Origin of the sequence: Natranaerobius trueperi (assembly GCF_002216005.1) — a bacterium.
Classification (GTDB): domain Bacteria; phylum Bacillota; class Natranaerobiia; order Natranaerobiales; family Natranaerobiaceae; genus Natranaerobius_A; species Natranaerobius_A trueperi.
Genome location: NZ_NIQC01000002.1, coordinates 71,130 through 84,587 on the forward strand (window position 1 = coordinate 71,130; position 13,458 = coordinate 84,587).

Here is a 13,458-nt window from a genome sequence, read left to right on the forward strand (position 1 = left end):
TATAGAGGATTGGGCTAGATGCCCAATCTCTTAAAAATATAGTCTATATTTTTCATATACCAATCAGTATCAAAACACTGATCTAGCTCATCCCCAGGTAATAACTCGAGAATTTTATCATCAGTTTTTAATAGATCTTTAAAGTTTTTACCATTCTCCCAGGATTTCATAGCATGTTTTTGCACTAAGTCATACGCCTCTTCTCTAGATAACCCCTTATCAATCAATCTTAAAAGTACCCTCTGACTAAATACGAGTCCATATGTCTTATTAATATTCTCTTTCATATTTTCTGGGTAGACATGAAGATCAGTAATGATTCTTTTTAATATCTTTAATAAATAATGAGTTAATGTAGTGCTATCAGGGATAGTTATCCTCTCAACAGATGAATGAGATATATCTCGTTCGTGCCATAATGGTTGATTTTCAAAAGCAGTTACTGCATTACTTCTGAGTACCCTCGAAAGACCTGAAATTTTCTCACAATTAACAGGATTACGTTTATGCGGCATTGCAGAAGAACCTTTTTGCCCTTTATAAAATGGTTCTTCTACTTCTCTAACCTCAGATTTTTGTAAGTTTCTAATTTCTGTTGCGATTTTATCCATAGTACCACCAAGAATAGCTAAAGTAGACATTACTTCAGCATGTCTATCTCTTTGTAGAATTTGTGTAGAAGTTAAGGCAGGTTTTAAACCCATCTTTTCACAGACAAATTCTTCTACAAAGGGAGGTACATTAGCAAAAGTGCCTACAGCGCCTGATATTTTTCCTACACTTATTGAGTCTTTTGCTTGTTCTAGTCGCTTTTTATTTCTAGTCATCTCATCATAAAAAAGTGCTAGTTTAAGCCCTAAACTGGTAGGTTCTGCATGAACACCATGGGTACGACCTATAATGGGTGTATATTTATACTCATTAGCTTTATCTTTCAAAACCTCAATTAATTGATCTAACTCATCTTGTATAATAGATAATGCATCCTTAATTAAAGCTGCTAATGCAGTATCAACAACATCTGAAGAAGTCAACCCATAATGAACATATTTTTTCTCAGAACCCATATTTTCAGATAATGATCTGGTAAAAGCTACTACATCATGACGTGTTTCTTCTTCTATTTCTAATATACGAGATACATCTATTTTGGCATTTTCACGAATTTTTGACACGGCCTCTTTTGGGACTTCACCAAGCTCTGAAAAAGCTTCACTTGCATATATTTCAACATCTAACCATTTCTTAAATTTAGCTTCTAAATCCCATAATTGTTTCATTTCAGCAGTTTGGTATCTTTCAATCACTTATTCTCATCCTTTCTAAATAATTCTGATAACCTTGTTTTTGTAGTTGTTCACTCTTTTTAATTACTTGGTCATTTTGATTACTTCTAAATTCAGTTAGTTTATTTAGAATATTTTTATCGTTAGTTGCTAGTATTTTAGCCGCTAATATAGCTGCATTTTCAGAACCATTTATAGCTACTGTAGCTACCGGCACTCCTTTTGGCATTTGTACTATTGAATACAATGAGTCAATACCGTTAAGCGATTTAGTTTTAATGGGAACTCCTATCACAGGAAGATCTGTCAATGAAGCTACCATTCCAGGAAGATGGGCAGCTCCTCCAGCACCTGCTATAATAACCTTGATATTTGAATCCAATGCTCTTTTATAATAGTTAAACATTTTGTTAGGTGTTCGATGGGCAGATACTATATCAATTTCATAGCTAATCCCAAATTCTTCTAATACGTCACATGCTTCTTTCATAATTGGTAAATCAGAGTCACTTCCCATAATTATTCCAACCTTATTATCCATACTCTCTTCCCTCCTTAATCAAAGCAAATTTAGTTTATTTGCTTTTGAAATAAGTTCATCACAATCATCACCTGTTAAAGTAACATGACCCATTTTTCTTTGAAATTTAACTTCATCTTTACCATATAAGTGAAGATAAGCATTAGGCTGTTCAAAGAGTGAATTAAAATCATCAATTTTCAGTTTTCCTTCAAAAGTACCTAATAAATTTATCATACATGCTTTTTTCTCTAAAATGGGGTCAACTAAAGGTAGCCCTAAAATACTTCTTAAATGTATAGAAAACTGACAGATATTACACGATTCAATTGTATAATGTCCAGAATTATGAACCCTCGGAGCTATTTCATTAACTAAGAGCCTACCATCTTTTAATAGAAAAAACTCTATCCCATAAATACCTGGATCATCGAAAAAATCAATAATTTCAAGAGCTTTTTGTGCTGCCAATTTATGTGTTGTGTTAGATACTTCAGCAGGTGCTTTAGTTACATGTAAGATTTCCTTTGAATGATAATTCTCAACTAAAGGGAAAGTAACTTTTTCTTTTTTAGAATTTATAGCTGCCATTACAGAAACTTCTTTTTCAAAATCAATATATTCTTCAATTAATAACTTATTGTGCTTTTCTAGTAAGTCATTTAGCTTTTCAATCTCAGACTCATCTTGTAATAAAAAATTTCCTTTACCGTCATACCCACCTGTACAAAGTTTTACCATAACTGGATAGCCATATTCCTTTATTGCAGATATTGCTTGTTTTTTATTAGTCACTACCTTAAATTTTGGCACCAACTCTTCTTCTGTTAATGTTTGTAACATTTCTTTTTGAATACCTTTATCTTGAATCTTAGATAACGTATTAGCTCCTGGTCGTACTATAGCACCTTGATTTTCTAACATTTTTAAATTTTCAGCACTTATATGTTCAAATTCAAAAGTGATAATATCACTGTTTTGGTGCAACTTTTCATATCCGCTTTTATCATCAAATTTTGCTTTAATATGTTTATCTGCAAGTTGTGCAGCCGGAGCATTTGCTTTTGGATCTAATACCACAACCATAAGACCAAGCTCTTTTGCTTTGATGGTAAGCATTCGTCCTAATTGTCCTCCACCTACAATCCCTAAAGTAATTCCAGGTTCATAGTTCATAAAAAACCTCCTTATCTAAACAAATAAGCCCAGGTAGGGTAGGACTCATGAGAGAAACCTACCCGCCTGGGCTTTTATCCCTTCGGTGTACCCTTTTACAAAGGTAAGTACCACTTGGACCGGTCAGGATAATTTTACAAAAATCCCCGGAACCCTAGGTACCCTTTCTCTCGTAGCCAAATGATTTACGGTCATTAGGTAGAAACTTTCGGGCCTTATTCCCGAATTTATACGAGAGATTTAAATTTAAGTTCGATTTGTTGAGTATATAATAACAGGTTCCGAGTAATTTGTAAAGACCTATTCCCACTCGATTGTAGCTGGGGGTTTAGATGTAATGTCATAAACTAGACGGTTAACACCTTCAACCTCGTTCACTACTCGATTTGACAGACTCTCTAATACATCATTCGAAAAGCGATACCAATCTGCTGTCATACCATCCTGGCTATTTACAGCACGAAGGATAATTGGATAATCGTAGGAACGTTCGTCACCTTTTACTCCTACGGTCTTAATGTCAGGTAGAACCGTAAATAACTGCCAAATATCATGATATAAGCCAACTTTTTTTAATTCATCAGCAACTACTGCATCAGCTTCCTTTAAAATAGAAAGTTTGTCTTCAGTAACTTCACCTAGCACTCTAATTGCTAGGCCTGGACCAGGAAAAGGATGTCGCCAAACAACTTCTTTAGGCATCTCAAGCTCTTTTGCAACTTGGCGTACTTCATCTTTAAACAATGAATTTAAAGGTTCGATTAAAGAAAGCTCCATTTTTTCTGGTAGACCACCAACATTATGATGGGATTTAATGACACTAGCAGTTTCTGTGCCACTCTCGACTACATCAGTATATAAAGTGCCTTGAACTAAAAAGTCAACGTCTCCAATCTTTCTCGCTTCTTCTTCAAAGACTCTAATAAACTCTTCACCAATAATTTTCCGTTTTTGTTCAGGGTCTGTTACACCTTTTAGTTTGGATAGAAAGCGCTCTCTAGCATCAACATATACTACTTTAACATCAAATTTCTCTCTAAATAGTTCTAACACTTGGTTTTCTTCATCTTTTCTTAAAAGGCCATGGTTAACAAAAATACATGTTAAATTATCGCCTATTGCCTGTTGAACTAAAACGGCTGCGACAGTCGAATCTATGCCACCCGATAACCCACAAATAGCATTTCTATCTCCAACTTCTTTTTTTATACTATTAACAGTTTCATCAATATAGGAATCCATAGTCCAGTCTGATGACAGTTCTGCTATTTCAAAAAGAAAATTATTTAACATTTCTTGTCCTTTTGGTGTGTGCAATACTTCTAAATGAAACTGAACACCATATAGTTGCTTTTGTGGATTAAAGATACCAGCAACTGGTGTGTTATCAGTTTTACCCATGACTTTAAAACCTGGAGGTAACTCTTCAACAGAGTCTCCATGACTCATCCAAACTAATAATTCACCTGACAAACCTTCCGTTAGATGGTTTCCATTTAAAACTTCAAACAATGCTTTACCATACTCTCTTTTTTCTGCTCGAACTACTTTACCACCTGATTTTTTAGCCATTATTTGCATTCCATAACAGATTCCCAAAACTGGTATCCCTAGCTCAAAAATTTCACTATCTATATCTGGTGATTCATCTAAATAAACACTGCTTGGCCCACCAGATAAAATAATAGCTTTAGGTGATAGTTCCTGGATTTTTTCAACAGATATAGTATACGGATGAATTTCACAATATACACTTTCTTCACGAATTCTTCTTGCTATTAATTGACTATATTGACCCCCAAAATCGATAACTACTACTAGTTCCCTTGACAAAGTACTCCCTCCTATATTCATTTATCAAATTATTATTCTTGATCTTCTTGTTCTTCTTCAACATCTAGTTGTTGTTCTATATTTTCTTCTGTAGACTCGTTCATAACTTCATATTGTTCTATCATCATTTCATATTGTTCCCGATTATGATCAGTTAAATCTTTACTATCTAAAGCTGTCTCTAATTTCTCAATTGCAGCTTCAAAGTCAGCTTCAATATAAGCTAAATAATTACTATACATATACAAAGCTTCGTTGTGTTCTGGTTCAATTTCTAATGCTTCACTTAATAATCCCTCTGCTTTTTCAACTTCATTTAAATAAAAAGCAGCTGAAGCTTTATCAACCAATAAATCTACATTCTCAGGATCTAATTCAATAGCATCATCATAAGTTTCTTGAGATTTCTCAAAGTAAGTTTCTGCTTTTTCTAAGTCATTTTCTTGTTCTGCATAAATCATACCTAAGAATAATTGTTGTTGCCCTAAATTCATCAGCGCACCAACATCTTCTGAATTTTCTTTTACCTCTTCCTCAAAGTGAGCTAGTTGTTCTTTTTCTTGTTCAATATTTACCTGATGTTGTGGTTCACCACCTAGAAAGTCTAAAGCTCCTATACCTGCTCCTAAAGCAACAGAAGCTATAAATAAAACAGCAGCTACCAAAGCTACTTTTCTCAAGGCTTTTTTCTTTGGTTTCATGAAAAAGCTCATGCATAACTCTCCTTTATATTATTCTAGTACTTGAATAAATTATATAGCTTGCTAAACCCTATGTCAAACAAGGAAAACCCCGCCCCAAAGATTTGGGGTCGGGGTTTATATATCACATCAATGTGATTACATCATTCCTGGCATGCCGCCCATTCCTGGGGCGCCACCCATTCCTCCTGCGCCACCATCGTCACTGTCATCGTCACTTGGAAGATCAGCTACAACAGATTCAGTAGTTAAGAACATAGCAGCGATACTTGCAGAGTTTTCTAGAGCACTTCTAGTAACTTTCTTAGGATCAACTACGCCTTTGTCTAACATATTAGTGTAGTCACCTTCAAGAGCATTGTATCCAGTATTGGTATCTTCTTTTTTAACTCTTTCAGCTACAATTGAACCTTCAGCTCCAGAGTTATGAGCAATTTGTCTTACAGGTTCTTCAAGAGCACGTCTAACAATTTGTACACCTGTAACCTCGTCACCTTCAGCTTCTACATCATCTAATGACGGAAGAACATCAATCAATGCTGTTCCACCACCAGCTACAATACCTTCTTCAACTGCAGCTCTTGTAGAGTTTAATGCGTCTTCAATACGTAATTTCTTTTCCTTCATTTCAGTTTCTGTTGCAGCACCTACTTCTACAACTGCAACTCCACCAGCAAGTTTAGCTAAACGCTCTTCTAATTTTTCTCTATCAAAATCAGAAGTAGTTTCTTCAATTTGTGTTCTAATTTGAGAAACTCTCTTATCAATATCTTCTTCATTACCATAGCCATCTACAATAGTAGTATCATCTTTGGTTACTACTACCTGACGAGCTTTACCTAACATACTAATATCAGCATTCTTAAGCTCTAGACCTACATCTTCGCTGATTACCTGTCCTCCTGTTAGAATAGCAATATCTTCTAACATAGATTTTCTTCTATCTCCGAAACCAGGAGCTTTAACTCCTACGCAAGTGAATGTACCTCGAAGTTTATTAACAACTAATGTAGCAAGAGCCTCACCTTCAATGTCTTCCGCAATAAGCAGAACTTGCTTTCCTTGTTCAACAACTTTTTCTAATACTGGAAGAATCTCTTGGATGTTACCGATTTTCTTATCAGTAATTAGAATATATGGATCTTCAAGAACAGCTTCCATCTTCTCATTATCAGTTACCATATATGGAGAAACATATCCTCTATCAAATTGCATACCTTCTACAACATTTAGATCAGTCTTGAAGCTCTTAGATTCTTCTACTGTAATAACTCCATCTTTACCTACTTTATCCATTGCTTCAGCAATTAAAGCACCTACTTCTTCATCATTTGCTGAAATTGCAGCAACTTGAGAAATAGATTCTTTATCTTCAACACTTACAGCATTCTTTTGTAATTCTTCCACAGCTCTATCAACAGCTTTTTGAATTCCTTTTTTGATAATCATTGGGTTGGCACCAGCAGTTACGTTCTTAATACCTTCTTTAACCATTGCTTGAGCTAAAATTGTAGCAGTTGTAGTACCGTCTCCTGCTACATCATTAGTTTTAGTAGCAACTTCTTTAACTAACTGAGCACCCATATTTTCAAAGTTATCTTCAAGCTCGATTTCACGAGCAATAGTAACTCCGTCATTTGTAATTTGAGGTGAACCAAATTGCTTATCTAATACAACATTACGCCCTTTTGGACCTAAAGTTACTTTAACAGTATCCGCTAATTTATTAACACCACTCTCTAATCTTCCACGAGCATCTTCTCTAAACCTAATATCTTTAGCCATTGCACATTACCTCCTTTTTATCTTTTTTATTATTCAAATACTGCCAAAATATCATCTTGGCGCATAATTAAGTATTCTTCTCCATTAACTTCCACTTCATTTCCAGCAAACTTTGAGTAGACTACTTTATCTCCCTTTTTAACCTCAAGATCAATTTTAGATCCATCATCTAAAACTTTGCCACTTCCAACAGCAACAACTTCACCTTCTTGTGGCTTTTCCTTAGCTTTTTCAGGTAAAACTATTCCGCTTTGTGTTTTTTCTTCCTGTTCTAAAACTTTAATAACAACTCGATCTCCAAGCGGTTTTAAGTTCATTATAAACCCTCCTTTGATTTGTATTGTATGTAATTAATACAATTTGTTAGCACTCACCTTCACCGAGTGCTAATTACACTTATAATATTAGTAAATGTAAACATATAAGGCAAGACTTCTCTTTGAAAAATATCAGTCAATATCTAACAATATTTCAAAATAGCTCCCCAATTCTCTCTTATGCTCTTCAATTCTACTTTTTTTATTTTTATTTTCTCCAAAGTATTATTAACCAAAATTATAAAATTATTCAATTTTTTTCTAAAACTATTAGCCTCTGAGTGCTATTTCCTAGCGCACTCAGAGGCTATACCTGTTAAAGTATCTAATGCATGTATCAGAGCTGGCTCTATTGTTTCAAAACACTCTTTTACTGCCTTTGGGCTCCCAGGCAGGTTAATTATCAAAGTTTGTTTTTTAATACCTGATATCCCACGGCTCAACATCCCTTTTGAAGTTTTTTGACTACTAACACGTCTCATCTCTTCACTTATTCCCGGTACCTCTCTTTCAATGATGTCTTTAGTTGCCTCTGGTGTAAAATCTCTAGGTCCTAAACCTGTTCCTCCTGTTGTTAATATTAAATTCAGATTTTGATTACACCATTGGTTCATTAAATTAGACAATTCACCTCTTTCATCTGGAATAACTTGATACTCTTGTACTTCTATTTCTAAACTTTCTAATTTAGACTTTAAAAGAGCACCACTTTCATCAGTTTTCCCTTCTTTTGATCGAGAATCACTAGCTGTAATTACCCCTGCTTTATACATAGATATCACTCCTTAGTGTAATATCTGACCACTTGAAGATAGATCATAACCTGATAATTCATCAATTGAATTTTTAAAACCTTCACTTCTGATTACCTGTAAAATATATTGTATTCCATCCCACTCCCAATACTTTCTAGGTATCGCAAGATCATAACGTTCCTTTGCAACTGGTACAAACTCTAGATCTAAAGCTTCCGCAGCAGCTCTAATCCCTAATCCACAATCTGCTGTATTTCCATTGACCGCAGCTGCTACAGACAGATGGTTAACTTCTTCTCGATCATAACCTAAGATATTTTCAGAATTAATTCCTAGTTCTTTTAATTTATAATCTAGTAAGATTCTCGTCCCTGCACCTTTCTGTCTGTTTACAAATGAGACATCATCTCTTACTATATCATGTAAACCAGTAATATTTTTAGGGTTTCCTTTACTTACTATTAGACCTTGCTCTCTATAGGCTAGGTTAACTAAAACTACATCTTCTTCTTTTAAATACTTTTCAATATGTGGTTTATTATACTCACCAGTTTCAGAATCTAGAAGATGCACACCTGCAATATGTGCTTCTTCTCTTTTTAGAGCCATTATTCCACCCATACTACCAACGTGAGCAGATGATAAACTATAAGGTGGAAAATGCTTATGTAGCTCATTTGATAATATATCTAATGATATATCATGGCTTCCAATCCCTACTACTGTACTTTCTATTTCATTTTTTGGACGATATAAGTCAACCTCCACTTCTTCGCCTTTTTCAATACCTTCTCTCATTTGAGGTATTACAGTTACTCCATCAGCTTTAACTAGTGACATAATCATCCCTGCACCTCTACCTAGAGGTGTAGCCACAAAATTGTCCCCAACCTTACCTACTTTTACTCTTAAATACTCTTGAGCATTAAAAGACGATACTACACGCCTCGACATATTAGCTCTAATCTGTTTTGATATATATGGTTTACGGTTCTGCCAATAATATAAAATTGGTTTAACAAATAATTCCATAGTTAAAGTAGCTGAAACAGGGTATCCAGGAATACCTATCACTGGTGTTTTATCAACTATACCTAGTATAACTGGCTTTCCAGGCTTTATAGCAACACCATGACAAATCACTTCTCCTAAATCTTTTATAACTTGATATGTATAGTCATGACTACCTGCAGAAGAACCCGCATTTACCACTACTAAGTCTTGCTTTGATGTTAAATTTCTCACCGTATCAGCAATCTGTTCATAATCATCATCTAATTTATTTTCTCGAAAAGGTGTTCCACCCCATTCACTAATAAGTCCACAAAGGACATGAGAATTAAACTCTACAATATCACCTGGTTCAAGATCTGAACCTGGTTCAACTAACTCGGTGCCTGTCGGTACTACTGAAACTTTAGGTTTAGGTTCTACCGATACTTCTGTAATTCCACCAGCTAATATTGCACCTATATCTACTGGTTTCAACTTTTGACCTGCAGGTACAATTAATTCGGTTGCAACTAAATCTTCCCCAATTGTCCTAACATGCTGCCATGGAGCTGCTGGTTCAACAATTTCTATTTCTTTTTTACCAGCCCAATCCACATCTTCTATCATAATTACTGCATCTTTATCTTCTGGAAGTGGTGCACCTGTATCAACTATTTCTGCTTGTTCAGGAATAGATAAAACTTTTGGGTTCCTTAATGAAGCCCGATGTGTACTTTGGGATTTTACAGCTACACCATCCATAGCAGATGCATGATAGTGTGGAGAAGATGTTTTTGCAAAAATCGGTTCTCTTGTTATCCTATGAAGTGCATCCTCGGTCTTTACAGTTTCACTTGGTAAGCTATCTTTTCCTATCTCCTCTAAAACATTAAAAAAATTATCAATTGCTTCATCTAAGGGAGTATTATCTAAATAAACCTTCCTCCTTTTTTTTCTCTTTTTCATTTTATCACCCCACGTTTGAAAACTTGTACAGATTCACCAGCTGTAATTCCTTCAGTGTTTTGTGGAATACGAATGATTCCATCAGCTTCTACTAATGTAAAAATCAAACCCGATTCCCCTAAAATTGGTTCTGCCTCAAGTGTGCCATCATTTTTTCTAGTTAATGAAACCCTTATATAATCTTCACGACCACCTTTAGAAGACAGATTTCTTGTAATTCTAGCACTCACCTGTTCCGATTCATCGTATGGCTTTAGACCTAACAAACGTCTAATTGCTGGCCTAACAAACAGATCGAAAGTCACCAAAGCACTCACTGGATTACCAGAAAGTCCAAATATAGGTGTGTCTTGTGCTAAACCAAATATCGTTGGCTTTCCAGGTTTAACAGAAACTCCATGAAAAATAACACCAGGTTCTCCTAAATCATTAATTGTTTTAGCTGCAAGATCTCTTGTCCCTACAGAGCTACCACCTGAAATTATTACTAAATCACATTCTATTTGACTTCTAGTTAAAGTTTCATAAAATTCATCTTGTTCATCTTGTATAATACCATAAAATTTAGGAATAGCTTGTGCTTTTTCTACACAAGCCTTAATAGCCCAAGAATTTATATCTCTTATTTTTCCTGGGGTAAGTTCTTCTTCAGGAGACACTAATTCATCACCTGTAGAAATTATTCCTACAGTCGGTTTTTTATAAACAAAAATTTCAAGAATACCTAAAGCAGATAATGCTCCTATGTCTTGTTCTCTAATAACATGGTCCTTTTTCAAGACTAACTCTTTACTTTTTATGTCTTCTCCTTCCCATATTACATTTTCTCCTGAAGCAACACTTTCATTAATTAAAATAGATCCATCATCAAAAGAGTCTGTATTCTCCATCATAACAACAGCATCTGCATTCTCCGGAAGCATACCACCTGTTGAAATTCCCATCGCCTCTTCAGAGTTAATTGCTATATCAGAACTTTTGCCCATTTCTATTATCCCTTTTAAGTTTAGTAATGCAGGTAACGATTCTGATGCACCGATAGTATCTGAAGATCTAACAGCATAACCATCAACAGTAGAACGCGAAAAAGGAGGTAAATTCATCGGAGAGTAAATGTTCTCTGCTGTCACGCGACCTAGTGCTTCAGAAAAATATACTTTTTCAATTTTCTTTTTATTTAGATACTGTAAAATTTTCTCTCTTGCTTTATCAACTGATATTACTTCAAACATTTATCCTCACTCCTCTAAAAGCATCCAAGCTGACAACTTATTATCTTTATATCTAATGCTTCGACATTTTTACCAACTTTTAAAAGTGAAGAATTTAATTCTTCTGCTATTTTCATACATTTACCACACGATAATTTCCCTTCTTTCGCTTCTTCTAATATTTTATTTTGAATAGTTTCATCTAATTTATTAGGCATTTCTATATTACCCCCTTTGAATTAAATAGATCCTTAGTTAAATAATATTCCTTATAAAATACTATTTTCCCTTCTAAATTTAAAATGAAAAAGGTTACGGTCTTACCCGTAACCTTTTACGCTAACCATCTATTAACCATAGATTCGACTTTGTCTGGATAAAATTCTTTAAAAATCTTATAATAATAGTATTCAGCTTTAGATTTGAAGTTTATCCCATAATTTTCTTTTGCCATTCGAAGCTCTTTATCAGTAACCTGTGCATTAATTATATTTGTCATAGCATCTTCATTACCTGAACCGATTCCAAATTGTGATTTTTTACGCCATAACACTTCGTCTGGAAGCATACCATTAAATGCTTGACGGAGTATTACTTTTTCCATCCCACTATCGGAAATCTTCCATCTATACGGTAGAATTCTTGCAAATTCTATTATCTCAGAATCAAAAAACGGCATTTGACAGTTTAACGCATGGGCTTTAGTCATTCTATCAACCCTTTGTAGCCCACCACTGTGCATTCCTTTCAGTAGTAACTCAAGTTCTCTATTTAATTCTTCATTTGTCTCATACTGTTTTAAATGATGATATCCTCCAAAAAGTTCATCGGCTCCTTCTCCTGACAAAACTAATTCTATCCCTTTCTCTTTTGCTATTTTAGATACAAGATAATTTGCAATAGAACTGTTTACTAACTCTACATCGAAAGATTCTAAATGGTAGATAACTTCAGGTAAAGCATCAATCATATCCTGACTCTCATAAGTTAGCTCATAGTGTTCACTATTTATATATTCACTAACCTTTCTAGCATTTAATACATCATCACAGTCCTTCATTCCAACAGCAAAAGTTTGTATTGGAGCTTTTTTTACATTAGATAAAGCAGCAGCTATAACAGAACTATCTACTCCACCACTCAAAAATACTCCTATTCGTGTGTTTTCAGAGATATTTTTTTTAACAGCTTTCTCAATAAGCGAATTTAACTCTTCAGCCTTTTGGTAATAGCGAGCACTCCCTGGTGAATCTTCTATATCATCATTGAATTCTGGTACAGATTTAAATCTATTAAAACCATCTGATGTAGTATAATATGTTCCTGGTGGAAATACTTTTATTTCAGCATCTAATTCTTTTAAAGCTTTTATTTCTGATGCAAAAACGAGTCCTTCTTGGACCTTACAGTAATACAGAGGTCGTGTTCCAAATATATCTCGGGCTACAACTAATTTATCCCCATCTGTTAATATAATTGCAAAATCATCTTCTAATAATTTGAAAATATTAGGTCCATTATCTAGATAGAAATTAAACAGTTCTTCTCTTGATAACTTAGCACCTTGATAGCTAGGGGTTCCATCTAGAACTAAAACACTATTATATATATTTTCTCTAGCTAAAGATAATTCATATTGACTTGTAACTTCCCCTAAAGCTAGGTTACCATTTGGATAAAGTCTTTTTCCATCAGGTCCTCGATGTTCAAGCTTTTCTAATATACCCTCTAGCTTTTTAGTTTGAAACTTACCTTGTACTCCTACAATTCCACTCATAAATTTAAATTCTCACCTCATCTATGGTTTGATTTAGTTCTAATAATAACATATGAAAGATATCTCTCAAGTTGACTAAATTCTTTAGAGAATTATTTAAAATTAATCACCATAGAATGAGGTTTACTTACTAATTAA

Annotated in this window: 12 protein-coding genes and 1 riboswitch; all 12 genes read right to left on the bottom strand. The window is 34.4% G+C overall.

Features of this window, described 5'->3' with window-relative positions:
* Positions 1-14: 14 nt before the first annotated feature.
* The 12 genes from purB to CDO51_RS01680 all read right to left on the bottom strand — a co-directional run bounded on the left by purB (position 15) and on the right by CDO51_RS01680 (position 13,320).
* Entirely contained in the window at positions 15-1,307 is a 1,293-nt protein-coding gene (gene purB, locus CDO51_RS01625; RefSeq protein ID WP_089022549.1) for an adenylosuccinate lyase, read from the bottom strand.
* Positions 1,300-1,827 (bottom strand): 5-(carboxyamino)imidazole ribonucleotide mutase, encoded by a 528-nt coding sequence (gene purE / locus CDO51_RS01630; protein ID WP_089022550.1) that lies wholly within the window; start codon positions 1,825-1,827, stop codon positions 1,300-1,302. Before purE ends, purB begins: the two co-directional genes overlap by 8 nt.
* 18 nt (positions 1,828-1,845) lie before the next feature.
* Positions 1,846-2,982 (bottom strand): 5-(carboxyamino)imidazole ribonucleotide synthase, encoded by a 1,137-nt coding sequence (locus tag CDO51_RS01635; RefSeq protein WP_089022551.1) that lies wholly within the window; start codon positions 2,980-2,982, stop codon positions 1,846-1,848.
* Positions 2,983-3,135: 153 nt separating this feature from the next.
* Positions 3,136-3,237: riboswitch (purine riboswitch) on the bottom strand.
* Between the two features lie 45 nt (positions 3,238-3,282).
* Positions 3,283-4,815, bottom strand: a complete 1,533-nt coding sequence (guaA, locus tag CDO51_RS01640) for a glutamine-hydrolyzing GMP synthase (protein ID WP_240503455.1) — start codon at positions 4,813-4,815, stop codon at positions 3,283-3,285.
* Positions 4,816-4,847: 32 nt separating this feature from the next.
* On the bottom strand, positions 4,848-5,528 hold the full coding sequence (locus CDO51_RS01645; RefSeq protein WP_089022553.1) for a tetratricopeptide repeat protein: 681 nt from the start codon (positions 5,526-5,528) through the stop codon (positions 4,848-4,850).
* Positions 5,529-5,654: 126 nt separating this feature from the next.
* Positions 5,655-7,301 (bottom strand): chaperonin GroEL, encoded by a 1,647-nt coding sequence (gene groL, locus CDO51_RS01650; protein ID WP_089022554.1) that lies wholly within the window; start codon positions 7,299-7,301, stop codon positions 5,655-5,657.
* Positions 7,302-7,330: 29 nt separating this feature from the next.
* Positions 7,331-7,618, bottom strand: coding sequence for a co-chaperone GroES (gene groES / locus CDO51_RS01655; RefSeq protein ID WP_089022555.1), 288 nt, complete (start codon positions 7,616-7,618; stop codon positions 7,331-7,333).
* Positions 7,619-7,902: 284 nt separating this feature from the next.
* Positions 7,903-8,391, bottom strand: coding sequence for a MogA/MoaB family molybdenum cofactor biosynthesis protein (locus CDO51_RS01660; protein WP_089022556.1), 489 nt, complete (start codon positions 8,389-8,391; stop codon positions 7,903-7,905).
* 12 nt (positions 8,392-8,403) lie between these two features.
* On the bottom strand, positions 8,404-10,332 hold the full coding sequence (locus CDO51_RS01665) for a molybdopterin biosynthesis protein (protein ID WP_089022557.1): 1,929 nt from the start codon (positions 10,330-10,332) through the stop codon (positions 8,404-8,406).
* Complete coding sequence (locus CDO51_RS01670; protein WP_089022558.1) at positions 10,329-11,564, bottom strand: molybdopterin molybdotransferase MoeA; 1,236 nt, start codon at positions 11,562-11,564, stop codon at positions 10,329-10,331. Before CDO51_RS01670 ends, CDO51_RS01665 begins: the two co-directional genes overlap by 4 nt.
* 14 nt (positions 11,565-11,578) lie before the next feature.
* The gene (locus CDO51_RS01675) at positions 11,579-11,761 is read right to left on the bottom strand and encodes a hypothetical protein (RefSeq protein ID WP_089022559.1); all 183 of its coding nucleotides are present in this window, start codon (positions 11,759-11,761) and stop codon (positions 11,579-11,581) included.
* A gap of 116 nt (positions 11,762-11,877) precedes the next feature.
* Positions 11,878-13,320 carry an asparagine synthase-related protein gene (locus CDO51_RS01680; protein ID WP_089022560.1) on the bottom strand — a complete coding sequence of 481 codons (1,443 nt, stop codon included), beginning with the start codon at positions 13,318-13,320 and terminating at the stop codon, positions 11,878-11,880.
* Between the last annotated feature and the right edge of the window lie 138 nt (positions 13,321-13,458).